This is a genomic window from Xanthomonas sp. 60 (genome assembly GCF_011761925.1).
The window spans coordinates 1-18,226 of the sequence record NZ_JAASQW010000001.1; the positions used below are offsets into that span (position 1 = coordinate 1).

At 67.0% G+C, this 18,226-nt stretch carries 15 protein-coding genes and 1 rRNA gene; 11 read left to right on the plus strand and 5 right to left on the minus strand.

The window, feature by feature from the left end:
• Positions 1–93, plus strand: a 5S ribosomal RNA gene (gene rrf / locus FHY09_RS00005); the annotation flags it as partial.
• Positions 94–153: 60 nt separating this feature from the next.
• Here the strand turns inward: rrf and FHY09_RS00010 are convergent.
• Together FHY09_RS00010 and FHY09_RS00015 are read right to left on the minus strand one after the other, a co-directional pair.
• The gene (locus tag FHY09_RS00010; RefSeq protein ID WP_166922930.1) at positions 154–1,869 is read right to left on the minus strand and encodes a M28 family metallopeptidase; all 1,716 of its coding nucleotides are present in this window, start codon (positions 1,867–1,869) and stop codon (positions 154–156) included.
• A gap of 46 nt (positions 1,870–1,915) precedes the next feature.
• Positions 1,916–2,584 carry a hypothetical protein gene (locus FHY09_RS00015; RefSeq protein WP_166922932.1) on the minus strand — a complete coding sequence of 223 codons (669 nt, stop codon included), beginning with the start codon at positions 2,582–2,584 and terminating at the stop codon, positions 1,916–1,918.
• Between the two features lie 100 nt (positions 2,585–2,684).
• On the opposite strand from FHY09_RS00015, the gene FHY09_RS00020 reads away from it, so the two are divergent.
• Complete coding sequence (locus FHY09_RS00020; RefSeq protein WP_166922934.1) at positions 2,685–3,989, plus strand: peptidoglycan DD-metalloendopeptidase family protein; 1,305 nt, start codon at positions 2,685–2,687, stop codon at positions 3,987–3,989.
• Between the two features lie 106 nt (positions 3,990–4,095).
• Positions 4,096–5,541 (plus strand): S41 family peptidase, encoded by a 1,446-nt coding sequence (locus FHY09_RS00025; protein WP_166922936.1) that lies wholly within the window; start codon positions 4,096–4,098, stop codon positions 5,539–5,541.
• 58 nt (positions 5,542–5,599) lie between these two features.
• Here the strand turns inward: FHY09_RS00025 and FHY09_RS00030 are convergent, their stop codons facing one another.
• Positions 5,600–6,292, minus strand: coding sequence for a rhomboid family intramembrane serine protease (locus FHY09_RS00030; protein WP_166922938.1), 693 nt, complete (start codon positions 6,290–6,292; stop codon positions 5,600–5,602).
• Between the two features lie 223 nt (positions 6,293–6,515).
• Between FHY09_RS00030 and FHY09_RS00035 the strand changes: the two genes are divergently transcribed.
• On the plus strand, positions 6,516–7,859 hold the full coding sequence (locus tag FHY09_RS00035) for an outer membrane protein transport protein (protein WP_166922940.1): 1,344 nt from the start codon (positions 6,516–6,518) through the stop codon (positions 7,857–7,859).
• 136 nt (positions 7,860–7,995) lie between these two features.
• Positions 7,996–8,595, plus strand: a complete 600-nt coding sequence (gene pnuC, locus FHY09_RS00040; RefSeq protein WP_166922941.1) for a nicotinamide riboside transporter PnuC — start codon at positions 7,996–7,998, stop codon at positions 8,593–8,595.
• Positions 8,596–8,644: 49 nt separating this feature from the next.
• Here the strand turns inward: pnuC and putA are convergent, their stop codons facing one another.
• Complete coding sequence (putA, locus tag FHY09_RS00045) at positions 8,645–11,866, minus strand: bifunctional proline dehydrogenase/L-glutamate gamma-semialdehyde dehydrogenase PutA (protein ID WP_166922943.1); 3,222 nt, start codon at positions 11,864–11,866, stop codon at positions 8,645–8,647.
• Between the two features lie 449 nt (positions 11,867–12,315).
• On the opposite strand from putA, the gene coxB reads away from it, so the two are divergent.
• From coxB to FHY09_RS00065, 4 genes are all read left to right on the plus strand, one after another.
• Positions 12,316–13,287 (plus strand): cytochrome c oxidase subunit II, encoded by a 972-nt coding sequence (gene coxB / locus FHY09_RS00050; protein WP_456362658.1) that lies wholly within the window; start codon positions 12,316–12,318, stop codon positions 13,285–13,287.
• A 61-nt stretch (positions 13,288–13,348) separates the two neighbouring features.
• The gene (gene ctaD / locus FHY09_RS00055) at positions 13,349–14,962 is read left to right on the plus strand and encodes a cytochrome c oxidase subunit I (protein WP_166922947.1); all 1,614 of its coding nucleotides are present in this window, start codon (positions 13,349–13,351) and stop codon (positions 14,960–14,962) included.
• A 112-nt stretch (positions 14,963–15,074) separates the two neighbouring features.
• The gene (locus FHY09_RS00060) at positions 15,075–15,665 is read left to right on the plus strand and encodes a cytochrome c oxidase assembly protein (RefSeq protein ID WP_166922949.1); all 591 of its coding nucleotides are present in this window, start codon (positions 15,075–15,077) and stop codon (positions 15,663–15,665) included.
• A gap of 15 nt (positions 15,666–15,680) precedes the next feature.
• Positions 15,681–16,556, plus strand: coding sequence for a cytochrome c oxidase subunit 3 (locus FHY09_RS00065; protein ID WP_166922951.1), 876 nt, complete (start codon positions 15,681–15,683; stop codon positions 16,554–16,556).
• An 18-nt stretch (positions 16,557–16,574) separates the two neighbouring features.
• On the opposite strand, the gene FHY09_RS00070 is transcribed toward FHY09_RS00065, so the two are convergent.
• Positions 16,575–16,793, minus strand: coding sequence for a twin transmembrane helix small protein (locus tag FHY09_RS00070; protein ID WP_166922953.1), 219 nt, complete (start codon positions 16,791–16,793; stop codon positions 16,575–16,577).
• A 57-nt stretch (positions 16,794–16,850) separates the two neighbouring features.
• On the opposite strand from FHY09_RS00070, the gene FHY09_RS00075 reads away from it, so the two are divergent.
• Positions 16,851–17,564 (plus strand): SURF1 family protein, encoded by a 714-nt coding sequence (locus FHY09_RS00075; protein WP_166922955.1) that lies wholly within the window; start codon positions 16,851–16,853, stop codon positions 17,562–17,564.
• A 76-nt stretch (positions 17,565–17,640) separates the two neighbouring features.
• The gene (locus FHY09_RS00080) at positions 17,641–18,216 is read left to right on the plus strand and encodes a hypothetical protein (protein WP_166922957.1); all 576 of its coding nucleotides are present in this window, start codon (positions 17,641–17,643) and stop codon (positions 18,214–18,216) included.
• The last annotated feature ends 10 nt before the right edge of the window (positions 18,217–18,226 follow it).

Consider the following 18,226-nt stretch of genomic DNA (forward strand, 5'->3'; position numbering starts at 1 on the left):
AACCACCCGATCCCATCCCGAACTCGGAAGTGAAACGCAGCTGCGCCGATGGTAGTGTGGCTCAAGCCATGCGAGAGTAGGTCATCGCCAGGGTTCAAACAAAAAACCCCGCTGCTCACGCAGCGGGGTTTTTCTTTTCCGTGCCGGGCTCGCTCAGGGCGCTGACGTCTTGTTCGTCATCATGGTGTCGCGCGCCGCCTTGAACGGATTGCCCTCGTACCAGTTCGGCCATGCATCGCCACCGGCGAGCGCTTGACCGACGCCATGCAGCAGCTGCAGGTCCTCGACGGTGCCGTCGAGTTTCCACGTGGCCACGTCGAACTCATCCTTGGGCCCGTGGTAGCGCTCGCGGCCATAGGCCTCGGCCGCCTTGCGGCCAGCGTCCACGCCGCCCTCGCGCAGGTCTTCACCACCGTCGGCATACAACGCCGGCACACCCGCCTTGGCGAAATTGAAATGATCCGAACGGAAATAGAAGCCGCTCTGCACGGCCGACTCGCCGTGCAGCGTCCGGCCCTGCTTCTCCGCGAGGGGCTTGAGGAGGTCCTCAAGTTCCGAACTGCCGTACCCGGTCACCGTCATGTCCTTCGCTCGACCCGCAACCGACATCGCATCGATGTTGATCACACCGGCAATGCGGTCAAGCGGGAACGTCGGGTGGGCGACGTAGTATTTCGATCCCAGCAGCCCGGATTCCTCAAGCGTCACTGCCAGGAACACCACCGATCGTTCCGGCTTCGGCTGCTGGTGCGCCATCGCCTCGGCCACCTCCAGGATTCCAGCCACGCCGGTCGCGTTATCCACCGCGCCGTTGTAGATGGTGTCTTCGCCCTCGCCCTCATGCTTGCCCAGGTGGTCCCAGTGCGCCAGGTACAGCACGGCCTCGTCCGCACGGGTGGTGCCGGGCAGCACACCCACCACATTGCGCGAGGTCTTCTCGGCCGTGGTGCTCTTGAGATCCAGGGATAACCTGGCCTTCAGTGGCACCGGTTTGAAACCGGGCCGGCTGGCGTCCCTGTAGGCCTGTGCAAGATCCAGGCCGGCGCCGGCGAACAGCACCTTGGCCGCTTCTGCGCTCAACCAGCCCTGCGCCGGCAGCCGCGCCTCCGGATCATCCTTGGCCGGCAGATCGTACTGCGGCCCGGACCACGAGTTCTTCACCACGTCCCAGCCATAGGACGCGCCTGCGGTGTCATGCACAATCAGGGCCGCTGCCGCACCCTTGCGCGCGGCCTCCTCGAACTTGTAGGTCCAGCGCCCGTAATAGGTCATGCGCTTGCCACCGAACAGCGCCGCATCCTCGGTGTGGAACCCGGGATCGTTGACGAACATCACCACCGTCTTGCCGGTCCAGTCCTGGCCGGCGTAATCGTTCCAATCCTGCTCGGGCGCATCCACTCCGTAGCCGACGAACACGATATCGCTGCGATCCAACGTCACATGCGTCTTTCCACTGCGGGTGCCGATGACCATGTCCGTGCCGAACGCCAGTTCACGGGACGCGCCACCCTGGTCGATTTTCAGCACCGTGGTGTCATCGGCCGTGGTCTCGGTCATGGGCACATCCTGGAACCAGCTGCCTGCATTGCCGGGCTGCAGGCCGATGCGCTGCATCTGGTCGCGGATGTAGGTGACGGTCAGTTCCTCACCCTTGCTGCCGGGTGCACGGCCTTCGAACGCATCCGATGCGAGCGTTTTCACCAACTCGGAGAAATCCGCTGCATTGATCTCCGGCGAAAACGCGTGCGGCGTCGTTACGCCGGACGCCGCGGTTGTCGCGGCCGCCGGCGCGGCCGACGCCCCGGGCTCAGCCTTGCAGGCGCTCAAGGCGGCCGAGATGGCCAGGCACATAAACAATCTACGGGGCATCAGCATGTCCTACAGAGGGGGGCCCGTCTGGCTTGGGCCGATGGGTTCAGTTCTCGGGAGCGGTATCGGTGTCGAACGGCTCGGCGGTGGCACCTTGGACGGCGCCGATCCTGGCAGTGCGATGCACCTGCAGGACGACCTCACGCTCGAAATCCAGCGTGCCCTCCACCACGGCGTTCGGTCCGATGATCACACGCGGTTTGCGGCCCGGTGTCAGAGAGAGGTTGAAGTTGGGCTTTTTGACCCGGATCCCGCCGCCGACCGTGGAGCCGACACCCACGGTGACATCGCCATTGACCGTCTCGATGTCACCGGTCAGCTGGGTGTCCACCAGCCCGATGCCACCGTTGACCGTGGACACGCTGCCACGCAGGAGGCTGCGGCGATCGCTGAAGATGCTGCCGTTGACCGTTTCAACGTCCCCTTCCGCCGTGACATGGCCCGCCAGCCGCACCGCGCCGTTGACGGTGGAAATGCCGCCGGTACGCGCGCCCGCACCGACCTGGATGCTGCCGTTGACGGTCTCGATCTTCCCGGTTTCCACGCCGTCGTCGACCCGGATGCTGCCATTGACCGTATTGAGCTTGCCGTAGCGCTGGCCGGCCTGCGCTGTGATGCTCCCGTTGACCTTGCTGATGCTCTCCTGCGCCAGTGCGGGTGACGCCGCCAGACCGAGGCCGAGGGCCAGGATCAGGGGCAGTGCGTGCGATTTCATGGTCGTTCTCCGTGGGTGTCAGGTGGCTGGCAGGCCGCCCGGCAAAAATGTCACCATGCGGGGCCCATGAGCGCATCTGCCTGAAGTCACTGGAACCGCCTTGTCCTTCGTTGCCCCTTACCTTCGACGTCCTGCCACGCCTGCTGCGCCGACCGTGCGGCGGCTGGCGCTGGCCGTGCTGCTGGCGTTCGTTCTGGCGCCCAGCGTGGCACCGGCGCAGAGCACGCGGGAAGCCGAGCGCAAGCTGCAGAAACTGCGCAGCGAGCTCAAGGGCGTGGCCCAGGAGCGCCGGCAGCTGGATGACCAGCGCGGTGCGGCCAGCCGCCAACTGCGCGAGATGGACCAGAAGGTCGCGCGTACCGGGCGCAGCCTGGCAGAGACCGACGCGGCGCTGAAGAAGCAGAATGCCGAGCTGGGTTCGCTGCAGCAGCGCCGCGCGACCCTGCAGGGCACTCTGCAGCAGCAGAAGACCGAGCTGGCGGGACTGCTGCGCGGCGCGCATCGCCTGGGCAACAATGCGCCGCTGAAACTGCTGCTTTCACAGGACACGGTCGCTGGCGCCAACCGTGCCCTGGCGTACCACCGCTACCTGCAGCGCGAGCGCAGCGAGCGTATCCATGCCTTGACCGCCGACCTGCAGGCGCTGGATACGGTGGAGCGGCAGATCGCCGAGCGCCAGCAGGCCTTGCAGCAGGCGCGCCAGCAGCAGGCCAGGCAGTCCGCCGCGCTGGAGGCCGATCGCAAGGCCCGCGCGGCAGCGGTGGCCACGCTGGAAGAACGCTTCAACGACCGCGCCGAGCGCGAGAAGGCCCTGGGCCAGGACGCCAAGGCGCTGGAAACCCTGCTGGCCAACCTGCGTGCCGCGGCCGCGCGCGCCGCCGCCGAACGCCGTGCCGCCGAGCGCCGTGCGGCAGCGGAAAAGGCGGCCGAAAAAGCGGCGGCGGACAAGGCCGTGGCCGAAGGCCGACCGGCACCTCGACCGACCCGGACCCCACCGGCGGTCGCCTCTGCACCGGCGCCGAAGGTCGGCGGCCTCGGTTGGCCGCTGTCGGGCAACCTGCTGGCCCGCTTCGGCGGGCGCCTGCCGGATGGGCGCACCAGCAGCGGCGTGCTGATCGGTGCGCCGGCGGGCAGCACGGTGACTGCAGTCGCAGATGGCACGGTGGTGTTCTCCGACTGGATGACCGGCTACGGCATGATCCTGATCATCGATCACGGCAACGGCTACATGAGCCTGTACGCCCACAACGATGCGCTGTTGAAGGATGCCGGCGTGCAGGTCAAACGCGGCGATGCAGTGGCCAAGGTCGGCAATTCCGGCGGGCAGGGCGTCACCGCGCTGTACTTCGAGCTCCGCCGTGGAGGACAGCCGGTCAACCCCGACAGCTGGCTGCAGCGGCGCTGAATCCCGCCGCATGCGCGGGCTGTGCGTCAACGGGAATTTACCGGCACTTCGCGCATAATCGGGCGAACCTGGCTTCGTGTCGAAGCCCCGCCCACAGGAGTGCTTCATGCGCGTAGCCCGTCCCGCCATTCTGCTGCTGGCCTTGTTGCCGGTGGTGTCCTGGGCCCAGCCGGCTGCGCCGGCCGCACCCACTGCGGGCAGTGCAGCGAGCCAGGAAGAAGCGGCCACCTCCACGGTGCCGCTGGAGGAAATCCGACGTTTTGTCGCGGTGTACAACGCCGTGCGCGCTGCGTACGTGGAGCCGGTGGATGACGGCAAGCTGATGCAGTCCGCCGTACGTGGCCTGCTGCTCGACCTGGATCCGCACAGCACCTACTTCGACAAGGAAGATGCCGAGGCATTCGATGAGCAGGCGCAGGGTGCCTACGAGGGCATCGGCGTGGAGCTGCAGCAGCAGCCTGACAAGAGCAGCCTGAAAGTCATCTCGCCCATCGACGGCACCCCGGCGGCACGCGCGGGGGTGATGGCGGGCGACCTGATCATCGCCATCGACGGCAAGCCGATCAGCGCCATCGAGGCCAGCGAGCCGCTGCGCGGGGGCGCGGGCACCAAGGTGGTGCTCACCCTCGTGCGCGAGGGGCGCGCCAAGCCGTTCGATGTGTCGCTCACCCGGGAGACCATCCGCGTGACCAGCGTGCGCAGCCGCATGCTGGAGCCCGGCTATGGCTACGTGCGCCTGAGCACCTTCCAGGCCGACACCGGCGCGGACTTCCAGAAGCACGTGCGTGACCTGCAGAAGCAGGCAGGTGGCGCGCTCAAAGGCCTGGTGCTGGATCTGCGCAGCAATCCGGGCGGCCTGCTCACCGCCGCCGTACAGGTGGCCGATGACCTGCTTGAGAAAGGCAATATCGTCAGCACGCGGGGCCGGCTGAGCATCAGCGATGCGCGCTTCGATGCCACGCCCGGCGACCTGCTCGCCGGCGCGCCGGTGGTGGTGCTGGTGGACGCAGGTTCGGCCAGCGCCTCGGAGGTGCTGGCCGGCGCGCTGCTGGACAACAAGCGCGCGCGCGTGGTCGGCAGCCGCACCTTCGGCAAGGGCTCGGTGCAGACCGTGCTGCCGCTGGACAACGGTGATTCGGTGAAGCTGACCACGGCGCGGTATTACACACCCAGCGGCAAGTCGATCCAGGCCACCGGCATCGTGCCGGAGGTCGTGTTCACGGCGCTGCCGCAGGACGGCGACGATGCGCTGCCGGCCAGTCTCGCCGATTACAGCGAAGCGAAGTTGCCGGGCCATCTGCACGGTGACCAGGAAGGCGTGGAAGGCCTGAGCGCCGGTGAGGTGCTGCAGGGCGATACGTTCATCGCCGACGCGTTGGCCGAGCTGAAGCAGCCGGGCTCGGTGGCGGCGCGTCCGAAGCCGCCAGCCGCGGCCAAGCCGACGGCCGAAGCCAAGCCAACGGCCGAGCCCAAGCCTGCAGTCGAGCCCGAGCCTGCAGCCGAAGCCAAGCCTGCAGCCGAAGCCAAGCCTGCAGCCGAAGCCAAGCCGTAATTGCCGGCGCGGTTCCGGGTCCTGTCATCAGTCCCCGGATACCGCGCTGCGGCAGTACTCAGAAGCCCTGGCGTTTGCGAAGGCGCCGGGCGATCGCGGCGCGCACGTAGATGCCATAGACCACGCCGAAGGCGAAGCCGGCGATGTGCGCCCACCACACCACCATGCCGAAGGTCGGGCCGATATAGGCGAACACCACCTGCAGGATCGCCCACAGGCCGATCAGCAGATAGGCGGGCGCCCGCACGAACTCCAGGAACAGGCCCAGCGGAATCACCACGCCCAGCCGGGCGCCAGGGAACAGGGCCAGGTAAGTGCCGATCAGCGCCGAGACCGCTCCGCTGGCCCCGATGATGATCTGGTCCGGCGCGCCCATCGTGGAAATGGCAGTGAGGTTGGAAACCGCCCCGCCCATCAGGAACAGCAGCATGAGGCGCCACGGGCCAAGCACCCGCTCGGCGGGCAGCCCGAAGATCAACAGGAACACCAGGTTGCCCAGCAGGTGTGACCAGTCCGCATGCAGGAACAGCGCGGTGAACAGCCGCAGCACGCTGCCGTCCTGGAGCATCGCCCACCAGTCGTGCGGCTGCGCCAGGCCGGTCGAGAGCGCACCCCAGTCCAGCCACAGCGTGGAGCGCGCTTCGTCCGGGCGCGAGATGGTCCAGAGGAAGGCCAACCACACCGCCAGGAACAGCAATGGCGTCGCCCAGCGGAAGACCGGTTTCCGGCGCGAGGGAAGGGACAGGAACATGGCCGTAGCGTATCCGGTTTGACGGTGACGCAAGCTGCCGCATTCAGGATTTTGTGAGGGAAATGCGCCGCAGCTGTTATTGTTTCATTAACAGCTCTGGGTGATACTCGCATACGGCGTCGTATGTCGGGAGGGGAATCCGGCGCGTTTTCCGGTGGGCACAGGCCTGCGGGGAACGCAGGCGCGCGCAGAGCACCATCACCGCTTTCCGGAGAGAGACAAGATGCAAACCGCTTCCACCTTTGCCCGTATCACCCTGCTGGCCGTCGGCATCGCCGGCGTGCTCGCCGCCACCGACGCCAACGCCGCTGCGTTCCAGCTGGCTGAGAAGAGCGCCAAGGGCCTCGGCCGCGCCTTCGCCGGTTCGGGCAGCGCCGAGGGCGACGCCTCCATCATCGCCGCCAATCCGGCCGGCATGCGCCAGCTCGATGGCCGCGTGTTCCAGGGCGACCTGAGCGCGATCAGCTTCAAGGCCGAGTTCGAAGGCGCTGGCCGCACCGCGACCGGCGCTCCGCAGACCGGTGGTGACGGCGGCGACGCTGGCATGATCGCGCCGGTTCCGGCGGCCTATTTCCACATGCCGGTCGGCGAGAAGGCCCACTTCGGCGTGTCGCTGACCGCCCCGTTCGGCTTCAAGACCGAATATGACAACGGCTGGGTCGGCCGCTACAGCGGCCTGAAGACCGACCTGAAGGCGATTGATCTTGGCTTTGCCGCCTCCTACGACGTGAACCCGTACGTGTCCTTCGGCGCCTCGGTGTTCGTCGAGCACCTGACCATCGAACTGAGCAATGCGATCGACTTCGGCACCGCGCTGGCGCAGTCCCGCGTGCCGGGCTTCCGCCCGGGCAGCGCCGACGGCAAGCTGACCGTCGAGGGCGACAACAACGCGGTGGGCTGGACCGTCGGTGGCCTGTTCTCCATCGATGAGAACACCCACATCGGCCTGAGCTACCGCTCCAAGGTGACCCACAAGATCACCGGCGGCGACGCCACCTTCGACGTCCCGGCCAACGCCGCCGCCGTGCTGGCCGTGGCCCAGCCGGGTCGTTTCGTCACCACCAGCGGCAAGGCGACGGTGAAGCTGCCGGCGTCGGCCACCCTGAGCGTGACCCACAACATCAACGACCGCTGGACCGTGATGGGTGATGTGACCCGCACCGCCTGGTCGACCGCGTTCGATTCGGTGACCATCGATTACGCCTCGCAGCAGCCCGATTCGGTGCTGGACTTCGGCTACCGCGATACCACCTTCGTTTCGCTGGGTACCGACTACAAGCTGAGCGACACCGTCACCCTGCGCGGTGGTGTGGCCCTGGACCAGACTCCGACCACCGATGCCCACCGTGACGTGCGCGTGCCGGACACCAGCCGCAAGTGGCTGTCGGTCGGCCTGGGCTGGACCCCGTCGGACAACGTCGAATACAACTTCGGCTACACCCACCTGCTGACCAGCGATCCGAATGTCGTTGTCGGCCCGACCACCAACAACCAGGGCAACTCGCTCTCGGGCAAGTACAAGGTCCGTGGCGACGTGCTGGCCGCTTCGATGCAGTACAAGTTCTAAGCCGCAGTCCAGCGTGTTGCTGGCTGCTTGAGGGATCCCGCGCAAGCGGGGTCCCTTTTTTTTTCCGGTGCCCGTGCCCGCGCCACCGCGCCCGCATTGACGCCCGCCATGCGCGGCGTGCGGCCACAATGCGCTGATGGATCCAACCGACCCGTCCTTCATGCTGGAGATCGCCGCCAACCTGGCCGCTGCGCTGTCGATCGTCCTGGCCGGGCGCAACAACGTGCACGGCTGGTGGCTGAGCATCGTGGCCGCGGCCCTGTTCGCCGTCGTGTTCGCGCAGGCGCGCCTGTACGGACAGGTGACGCTGCAGGGGTTCTTCATGGTCGTCAGCGCGCTGGGTGCCTGGCAGTGGCTGCGTGGTGCTGCGGGCAGGCCGCTGCCGATCACCCGCATGGCGCCACGTACGTGGCTGTGGCTGGCGCCTGTGGTGGTGGCCGGGGCGGTGGGCTATGGCTGGCTGCTCGGCCGGCACACCGACGGCCATGCGCCTTGGCTGGATGCCACCCTCGTGGTGCTCAGCATGGCCGGGCAGCTGCTGATGATGCGGCGCAAGCTGGAATGCTGGTGGCTGTGGCTGCTGGTGAACACGCTGTCAGTGCCGTTGTACTACAGCGGCGGGCTGCACCTGACCGCGCTGCTGTACGTGGGGTACTGGATCAACGCGCTGCTCGCGCTGCGCCACTGGCGGGCCTCGTGCCGGTCCCACCCTGGCGACGCCGGGCAACGCGCATGAAAAAGGGCGCCGACGCATGTCGGCACCCTTCCATCACCACGCCGATCGATCAGTCGCCCAGCGTCAGCAGCGACGCATTGCCGCCCGCAGCGGTGGTGTTGACCGTCACGGTCTTCTCGGTGGCGAACCGCAGCAGGTAATGCGGGCCGCCGGCCTTCGGGCCGGTACCGGACAGGCCTTGGCCACCGAACGGCTGCACGCCGACCACCGCACCGATCTGGTTGCGGTTGACGTACACGTTGCCGACCTGGATGCCGTTGGTAATGCGATCGACGGTTTCATCGATGCGCGAGTGCACGCCAAGAGTGAGCCCGTAGCCGGTGGCGTTGATCTGGTCGATCACCGCACCGAGCTGGTCGCCCTTCCAGCGGATCACGTGCAGCACCGGGCCGAAGATCTCCTTGTGCAGCTGGCCGAGATCCTTCAGCTCATAGGCGCGCGGGGCGAAGAACGTACCGTGCGCGGCGGACTCGGGAAGCGTGGCGGCGGCGATCAGGCGCGCCTCCCGGTCCATGCGCTCGGCGTGGCCGGTCAGGATGTTCAGCGCATCGGCATCGATGACCGGGCCGACGTCGGTGGACAGCTCGCCCGGGTCGCCGATCTTGAGCTCCTTCATCGCACCGGCCAGCATGGTCATGACCTTGTCGGCGATGTCGTCCTGCACGAACAGCACGCGTGCAGCCGAGCAGCGCTGGCCGGCCGAGGTGAACGCCGAGCCGATGGCATCCTTGACCAGTTGCTCCGGCAGTGCGGAGGAATCGGCGATGAACGCATTCTGGCCACCGGTTTCGGCGATCAGCACGCCGATGGCCGCATCGCGTCCGGCCATCGCGCGGTTGATCGCACGCGCGGTATCGGTGGAACCGGTGAAGGCCACGCCGGCCACGCGCGGATCAGCGGTCAGCGCCGAGCCGACGGTGGCGCCGTCACCTGGCAGGAACTGGACCACCTCCTCCGGCACGCCTGCGTCGTGCAGCAGCTTGACCGCGTAGTAGCCGATCAGGTTGGTCTGCTCGGCCGGCTTGGCGATGACACTGTTGCCCGCCGCCAGCGCGGCCGCTACCTGGCCCAGGAAGATCGCGAGCGGGAAATTCCAGGGGCTGATGCAGACGAACACACCGCGGCCATGCAGCTGCAGTTCGTTGGATTCGCCGGTCGGGCTGGGCAGCTTCTCGGCATGGCCGAACTGCTCGCGCGCCTGCTTGGCGTAGTAGCGCAGGAAATCGACGGCCTCGCGCACTTCGGCCACGCCATCGGGCAGGCTCTTGCCGGCTTCCTTCACGCACAGCGCCATGAACTCGGCGATGCGTGCTTCCAGCTGGTCGGCGGCCTTCTCCAGGATCGCGGCGCGGCGCGCGGCCGGCGTGCGGTTCCAGCCCGGCTGCGCGGCCACGGCGTTGGTCAGGGCCTTCTGCACGGTGACATCGTCGGCCGCCTGCCACTGCCCCACCACCTGGCGATGATCGGCCGGGTTGGTGACCGGCAGCGTCGGGCCGGTCAGGTTCGCACCGGGCACCAGCGGCGTGGCGTTCCACGGCTTGACGGCTGCGTTGAGCTGCTCGGCGAGGGCACGCAGTGCGTTGTCGTTGGACAGATTGATGCCCATGGAATTGTTCCTGTCATGGTTCTGGCTGCGCAGCAGGTTCACCGGCAGCGGGATCTTGGGATGCGGAATGGAGGCGAACGAAGCGACCATTTCAACCGGGTCGCGGACCAGTTCGGTGATCGGTACGCGCTCATCGGTGATGCGGTTGACGAAGCTGGAATTGGCGCCGTTCTCCAGCAGGCGGCGCACCAGGTAGGGCAGCAGGTCTTCGTGCGAACCCACCGGCGCATACACGCGGCAGGGCAGGCCGAGGCGGTCGGCGGGCACCACTTCGGCGTACAGGTCATCGCCCATGCCATGCAGCTTCTGGTGCTCGTACACGCCGCCCTTGGCGATCGTGCGGATGGCTGCGATGGTGTGCGCGTTGTGCGTGGCGAACATCGGGTAGATCGCATCGGCATGGCCGAACAGGCGCTTGGCACAGGCCAGGTAGCTCACGTCGGTGTTCTGCTTGCGGGTGAACACCGGATAGCCCGGGTAGCCTTCGATCTGCGCGCGCTTGATCTCCGCATCCCAGTACGCGCCCTTGACCAGGCGGACCTGCAGGCGGCGGCCGTTGCGGCGGGCCATGTCGGCGAGGAAATCGATCGTGTACGGGGTGCGCTTCTGGTACGCCTGCACCACCACGCCGAAGCCATCCCAGCCGGCCAGCGAAGCATCGGAGAACACCGCATCGATGATGTCCAGCGACAGCTCGAGGCGGTCGGCTTCTTCGGCATCGACCGTGCAGCCGATCCCATAGCTTTTGGCCAGCTGCGCCAGTTCCAGGACACCGGGCACCAGGTCGTGCAGCACGCGGGCGCGCTTGGCATGTTCGTAGCGCGGGTACAGCGCCGACAGCTTGATGGAGATGCCCGGTGCATTGTTGACGTCGCCGTCGGGACGGCCGCCACGTGCCTTGTGGTCGCCGCCGATGGCGTGGATCGCGCGGCGGTAGTCCTCCAGGTAGCGCAGCGCGTCCTTCATGGTCAGCGCGCCTTCGCCCAGCATGTCGAACGAATAGCGGTAGCTGGCGTTGTCACCCTTGTGCGAGCGCTCGAGGGCCTCGCCGATGGTGCGGCCCATGACGAACTGATGGCCCATGATCTTCATCGCCTGGCGCACGGCCATGCGGATCATCGGCTCGCCCATGCGACCCACCAGACGCTTGAACGCGTTCGGACCGTCGGCGCGGGTGGCGTCGTTGATCTGCACCAGCTTGCCGGTGAGCATCAGGCCCCAGGTGGAGGCGTTGACGAACACCGACTCGCTGCCGCCGAGGTGCTTCTTCCAGTCGGCGTCGGCCAGCTTGTCGCGGATCAGCTTGTCGGCCGTTTCCTGGTCGGGAATGCGCAGCAGGGCTTCGGCCACGCACATCAGCAGCACGCCCTCCTCGCTGCCCAGGTCGTACTGGCGCATGAAGGCTTCGATCGCGCCCTGGTCCTTGGCGCGCACGCGCACCCGGGCCACCAGATCAGCGGCCAGCGCCTGCACCTGCGCCTGTTCGGCCGCGGGCAGGCGTGCCTGCGCCAGCAGTTCGGTGACGTGCTCGGTCTCGTCCTTCAGCCAGGCATCGGTGATGGCCTGGCGCAGGGGCGAGGGCGTTGCCGGCAGTTCCGGCGACAACAGCCTGGTGGGCTGTGGCGCGGAGCCGGAGACAGCGGGGGAGGAAGAGGGTGCGTTCATGCCGGTCCGGCCAGTGGAAAACTTGGCGATTTTAATCATTTTTCGGTTATCGGATAGTGCATTGGTGGTGCACTGGCACTTTCCTGATAGCGCCGCTGCGTAAAGGATTCAGCAGCCCGCCGATGCAGTGCCGGAATTGTGCTGGATTCGGCAAATGCTCTGACGCGCCCATGCTGTGCTGCAGCATGGGATTTACCGTGAATGCACCTTGTAAGAGGCGAGAGGGCAGGGCTACCATCGAGTCGTTTCCCGCGGCACGGTTGCAGGGACGACACGAACGGCGGTGCGGGAGTCGCACGTTCGTCTTCCTCCTGCGGGTGCGATCCCCCCACGATCGCGCAGTGCCCGGCAGTTCGCTTGCAAGGTTTGCTCTCCGCCAGCGATGGCGGTCACCGACGACGTCAAGGGTCTAGGCAATGAAGCAAAGCAGCGCGTGGGGCGGCAGGTGGATGTCCAGAAGCGTCGCACTGATGGCTCTGTCCGGGGTTCATGCCCTGGGGTGGGCGCAGTCGGCTGACCCGGCGCCCTGGCAGCTCAACATGGGCAAGGGCGTGACCCAGACCTCACGGCTGGCGTGGGAATCCAACAATCTCTCATTGATCGTCTGCACGGTGATCGGCGCGATCGTGTTCGGCGCGATGTTCTATGCGATCTTCAAGTTCCGCAAATCCAAGGGGGCGGTCGCGGCCACGTTCAGCCACAACACCAAGGCGGAGATCGTCTGGACCGTCATTCCCATCGTCATCCTGGTGGTGATGGCCTGGCCGGCGACAGCGAACCTGATCAGGATGTACGACACCCGCGATGCCGAGATGACGGTCAAGGTCACCGGTTACCAGTGGATGTGGAAGTACGAATACCTCGGCGAGAACGTGGCGTTCACCAGCCGCCTGGACCGTGAGTCCGACCGTGTGCGGCAGAGCGGGGTGGTGCCCACGCGGGAGACCCATCCGCACTACCTGCTCGATGTCGACAACCGCCTGGTGCTGCCGGTGGATACCAAGGTGCGCTTCGTGATCACCTCCGACGATGTCATCCATGCCTGGTGGGTGCCGGCGCTGGGCTGGAAGCAGGATGCCATTCCCGGCTTCATCAACGAGGCGTGGACCAGCATCGAGACGCCCGGGGTGTACCGCGGCCAGTGCGCCGAGCTGTGCGGCAAGGACCATGGCTTCATGCCGATCGTGGTCGAAGCCGTGTCCAAGGAGGCGTTCAAGCGCTGGCTGGCGCAGAAGAAGCCGCCTGCCGCCACGGCGCCCGCGGCACCGGAGACGGTGCCGGCGACAGGCACCGGCACCGATGCGCGGCAGCCGATCGAGCCGGCCGTTGAGGCAGCGCCTGGTACAGCACCACCTGCCGCACCGGCCTCGGCGCCGGCCGCCGAACCTGCTGCGGCCGCCGCGCCGTCCACCGACGCCTGACCCGCCCGCTCCTGGCCGGCTGCGGCCACCGTGACAGAACCGATCTGAGAGGTGTTTGGCAATGGCGCACTCGGCAGTTGGGCATGACGACCACCAGGGACATCACCGGCAGGGATTCGTCGCGCGCTGGTTCTTCAGCACCAACCACAAGGACATCGGCACGCTGTACCTGCTTTTCAGCTTCATGATGTTCATCATCGGTGCGGCGATGAGCGTGGTCATCCGTACCGAACTGGCGCAACCCGGCCTCCAGTTCGTCAAGCCCGAGTTCTTCAACCAGATGACCACCATGCACGCGCTGGTGATGATCTTCGGAGGCGTGATGCCGGCCTTCGTGGGTCTGGCGAACTGGATGATTCCACTGCAGATCGGTGCACCGGACATGGCGCTGCCGCGCATGAACAACTGGTCCTTCTGGCTGCTGCCGGTGGCCTTCAGCCTGCTGCTGCTGACCCTCTTCCTGCCCGGCGGCGGGCCGGCCGGCGGTTGGACGCTGTACCCGCCGCTGTCGCTGCAGGGGGGCTACAACGTCGCCTTCACCGTGTTCGCCATCCACGTGGCCGGCATCAGCTCCATCATGGGCGCGATCAACATCATCGCCACCGTGCTGAACATGCGCGCGCTGGGCATCGACCTGCTGAAGATGCCGATCTTCTGCTGGGCCTGGCTGATCACCGCGTTCCTGCTGATCGCGGTGATGCCGGTGCTGGCCGGTGCGGTGACCATGCTGCTCACCGACAAGTTCTTCGGTACCAGTTTCTTCAACGCTGCCGGTGGCGGCGATCCGGTGATGTTCCAGCACATCTTCTGGTTCTTCGGGCATCCGGAGGTGTACATCATGATCCTGCCCGCCTTCGGCGTGGTCAGCGAGATCATCCCCACCTTCAGCCGCAAGCCGCTGTTCGGCTACCAGGCGATGGTCTACGCCACCGCTGCCATCGCCTTCCTGTCCTTCATCGTCTGGGCCCACCACATGTTCACCGTGGGCATGCCGCTGGGCGGGGAAATCTATTTCATGTTCGCCACCATGCTGATCTCCATTCCCACCGGGGTGAAGGTCTTCAACTGGATCAGCACCATGTGGCGCGGGTCGTTGACCTTCGAGGCGCCGATGCTGTGGTCGGTGGCCTTCGTCATCCTGTTCACCATCGGCGGTTTCTCGGGCCTGATGCTGGCCATCGTCGCGGCGGACTTCCAGTACCACGACACCTACTTCGTGGTAGCGCACTTCCACTACGTGCTGGTCACCGGCGCGGTGTTCGCGCTGATCGCCGCGGTCTACTACTGGTGGCCCAAGTGGACCGGGCGCATGTACAGCGAGAAATGGGCGAAAGTGCATTTCTGGTGGTCGATCGTGTTCGTCAACCTGCTGTTCTTCCCGCAGCATTTCCTGGGACTGGCCGGTATGCCGCGCCGCATCCCGGATTACAGCGTGGCCTTCGCCGACTGGAACCTGATCAGCTCGATCGGTGCGTTCGGCATGTTCGCCACGCCGTTCATGATGGCCGCGATCCTGCTGTCCTCGCTGCGCAACGGGGAGAAGGCCGATGCGCGGGTCTGGGAAGGCGCCCGTGGCCTGGAATGGACGGTTCCGTCACCGGCGCCGGCGCATACCTTCACCACGCCACCGGTCATCCGTCCGGGTGACCTGGCCCACGATGACATCGGTCACTGAGGTGCCCCATGCATGACCAGCAGCAGCGCAACGCGCGACGCACCGCCCTGTGGGCCGGTGCCGTCGCAGCGACGGTCTATGTGCTCTTCATCCTCAGCGGGGTGATCGGTCGATGAACGCCCCGCCGGCCTCCGCACCGTCGCCGCATGCCGGCCTGGGACGGCTGGTCACCGTGGTGGTGGCCGTGTTCCTGCTGACGTTCTCGCTGGTGCCGCTGTACCGCATCGCCTGCGAGAAGATCTTCGGCGTGCGCCTGGAGCGGGGTGCGGCGGAGGGCCAGGGTGGCGCTGCAGCGGCCGCGCGCAGGACGGTGCGGGTGGAGTTCGATGGCGGCGTCAACTCGCAGCTGCCCTGGTCCTTCCACCCCGAACAGCTGACCATGGACGTGGTGCCGGGCGAGCTCAACGAGGCGATGTACTTCGCCCGCAACGAGGGCAACGTGGCGGTGGTCGGCAGTGCCGTGCCCTCGGTGGCGCCGGCGCGGGCATCGGGTTATTTCAGCAAGACCGAGTGTTTCTGTTTCACCGCACAGACGCTGCAGGCCGGCGAACAGCGCGACATGCCGGTGCGCTTCATCGTCGATCCGGACCTGCCGCCGGAGATCCGCACGCTCACCCTGTCGTACACGTTCTACAAGAATGACGCGCTCTCCGCGCGCCTGGCACCGGCCAGCGGGCCGGCCGACGCGCACGCCGCACCCTGACCCGGGAAGACCACCATGGCCCAGCTTCCAACCGACGCGAACGTGTATTACGTGCCCACCCAGAGCCGCTGGCCGTTCATCGGGTCCATCGCGATGATGGTGACCATGGTCGGCGTGGCAAGCTGGCTCAACGACGCCACGTGGGGGCGTTGGACGTTCTTCGCCGGCGTGGCGATGCTGGTGCTGACGCTGTTCTGGTGGTTCAGCGACGTCATCGGCGAATCGCAGGCTGGGCATTACAACCAGCAGGTGGACGGCTCCTTCCGGATGGGGATGGTGTGGTTCATTTTTTCCGAGGTGATGTTCTTCGGTGCCTTCTTCGGCGCGCTGTTCTACACCCGCGCGCTGGGCCTGCCCTGGCTGGGCGGCGAGGGCGACGGCGCGATGACCAACGAGCTGCTCTGGCAGGGCTATTCGACCGGCTGGCCGAGCAATGGGCCGGCTGCCCTCGGCGGGCAGTTCCAGACCATTCCGGCCTGGGGCCTGCCGCTGATCAACACGCTGATCCTGCTGACCTCCGGCATCACCCTGACCATCGCCCACCATGCGCTCAAATCCGGCCACCGCCGCAAGCTGCTGGTGTGGCTGGGCCTGACCGTCACCCTCGGGCTGGTGTTCCTCACCCTGCAGGCCGAGGAATACATCCACGCCTACACCGAGCTCAATCTCACCCTGGGGTCGGGCATCTACGGCTCGACGTTCTTCATGCTGACCGGCTTCCACGGCGCCCACGTGCTGCTGGGAACGATCATGCTGATCGTGATGTGGCTGCGCTCGGCCAAAGGCCACTTCACCCGTGACAACCACTTCGGATTCGAAGCGGCGGCGTGGTACTGGCACTTCGTCGATGTGGTGTGGCTGATGCTGTTCCTGTTCGTCTATGTGCTCTGAAGCACGCGCGTGAGGCCATCAGCGGCCGACACCATGCGGCTGGATCCAGCCACCCCAGATGCCGATGATGACCAGCAGGATCAGGGCCACGGACACGGCGATGCGACGGGTGAGCGCGTTGACCGTCCGCCGGGTCTGGCCACGGTCCACCAGCAGGTAATACAGGCCCGCGCCCAGGTTCCAGACGATGACGATGAGGAACGCGATCACCAGCAGGGTCTTCAGCGAATCGTTCATGCGTGGCTCCAGGACGGAACAGATGCGGCTATCTGACCGCGTTTGCGGCCGCTTGTCATGATGCGCCGGCACACGCGCCGGATCGGCTGGGGCTTGGCCGTGCTGGCGATGCTGGCCTTCGGACTGCTGGGAGGCTGGCAGCTGCAGCGGATGGAGCGCAAAGAAGCCCTGCTCGGGGCGGCGGAGGCGGCGCTGCGGGCACCGGCCGTCCCGCTCGCGCGCGCGCTCCAAAACACGGGCGTGTCCGTGCAGCGCGTCAGCGACCACGGCCGCTTCCTGCCCGGCGTGGTGCTGCTGGACAACCAGATGCGCCACGGCCGCGCCGGGGTGAAGGTCTACCGACCGTTCCGAAGCGATGCGGGCGGTGTGGTGCTGGTGGATCTGGGATGGCGCGCGCTGCCACCGGACCGGGCGCTCCCGATGCTGGCGTCCCCGCCCTCGCCGGTGACCGTGGCGGGGCTGCTGGCGCCGCCGCCGGCCCCCGGGCTCGCGCTGGGTCCGGCGATGATCGACGCCGGCCCGCAGCGCTGGCTTGCCGCGCGCCTGCAGCCGGCCGCCCTGGGGCCGCTGCTGGGCCTGGCGGCACTGCCCGAGCGCGTGCTGCGGCTGGATCCGGCGCTGCCCTTCGGCGATGCGCGTGATCTGGACCTGCTGCCCAACACGCTGCCGCCCCAGCGCCACCTCGGCTATGCCGTGCAGTGGTTCGCGCTGGCACTGACGGTGTTGATCGTCGCGCTGGTGCTGGAAGGGCGCAGACGTCGCACCCGGTAGCGCCGGCCGCGTGCGGTGCGGTCGTCCCGCGCGGGCGCCCGACGGCACACCGCTCCCTTACATGAGAAAATGCGTCATGACCGCTGCCCCCTCCACGCAGTCCCCCGCCCGCAATCCCGGCCGCCGCACGTTGCTGCTGCTGTTTACCGTGTTCTTCGGCGCCATGGCGCTCGCCGGGGTCCTGCGTTTTGCGGGCTGGCAGCCGGCGGGGCATCGCAACAACGGGGACCTGCTGCGCCCCCCAGTGGACCTGCGCGCGCAGACCCCGCGCCTGGCCGACGGCACCTCCTACGCGTGGCAGGGCGAGGGCAGAACCTGGCGCATTCTGGTGGCACCGGCCCAGGACTGCGGCCAATCGTGCGTCACTTTGTCGCAGGGACTGGTCAAGGTGTGGCAGCTGTTCGGCCATAACGCGGATAATGTCGACATCCTGTGGCTTGGGAAGGCGCCCGCGCCGTTGGCCGGCGTGCCCGCCCTGCGCGAGCTGGCGCCTTCACCGGCGTGGCGCGCCACCCTGCCAGGTGTCGACGATCCGGCGGGAACGCCGGTCTACGTGGTTGATCCGAACGGCTTCGTGATCATGCGGCACGCCCCGGGCAGCGATCTGGGTGGCCTGCGCAAAGACCTCGCCACGCTGCTGAAACTGAAGTGAGTCCTGTTTG

Bases quoted from the DNA above. Each gene is read 5' to 3' on its own strand.
- pnuC (WP_166922941.1), top strand. From the start codon at position 7,996: ATGGATCCAACCGACCCGTCCTTCATGCTGGAGATCGCCGCCAACCTG.
- FHY09_RS00065 (WP_166922951.1), top strand. From the start codon at position 15,681: ATGGCCCAGCTTCCAACCGACGCGAACGTGTATTACGTGCCCACCCAG.
- FHY09_RS00010 (WP_166922930.1), bottom strand. From the start codon at position 1,869: ATGCCCCGTAGATTGTTTATGTGCCTGGCCATCTCGGCCGCCTTGAGC.
- FHY09_RS00030 (WP_166922938.1), bottom strand. From the start codon at position 6,292: ATGTTCCTGTCCCTTCCCTCGCGCCGGAAACCGGTCTTCCGCTGGGCG.
- ctaD (WP_166922947.1), top strand. From the start codon at position 13,349: ATGGCGCACTCGGCAGTTGGGCATGACGACCACCAGGGACATCACCGG.
- FHY09_RS00015 (WP_166922932.1), bottom strand. From the start codon at position 2,584: ATGAAATCGCACGCACTGCCCCTGATCCTGGCCCTCGGCCTCGGTCTG.
- FHY09_RS00075 (WP_166922955.1), top strand. From the start codon at position 16,851: ATGATGCGCCGGCACACGCGCCGGATCGGCTGGGGCTTGGCCGTGCTG.
- putA (WP_166922943.1), bottom strand. From the start codon at position 11,866: ATGAACGCACCCTCTTCCTCCCCCGCTGTCTCCGGCTCCGCGCCACAG.
- coxB (WP_456362658.1), top strand. From the start codon at position 12,316: ATGTCCAGAAGCGTCGCACTGATGGCTCTGTCCGGGGTTCATGCCCTG.
- FHY09_RS00080 (WP_166922957.1), top strand. From the start codon at position 17,641: ATGACCGCTGCCCCCTCCACGCAGTCCCCCGCCCGCAATCCCGGCCGC.
- FHY09_RS00070 (WP_166922953.1), bottom strand. From the start codon at position 16,793: ATGAACGATTCGCTGAAGACCCTGCTGGTGATCGCGTTCCTCATCGTC.
- FHY09_RS00025 (WP_166922936.1), top strand. From the start codon at position 4,096: ATGCGCGTAGCCCGTCCCGCCATTCTGCTGCTGGCCTTGTTGCCGGTG.
- FHY09_RS00060 (WP_166922949.1), top strand. From the start codon at position 15,075: ATGAACGCCCCGCCGGCCTCCGCACCGTCGCCGCATGCCGGCCTGGGA.
- FHY09_RS00035 (WP_166922940.1), top strand. From the start codon at position 6,516: ATGCAAACCGCTTCCACCTTTGCCCGTATCACCCTGCTGGCCGTCGGC.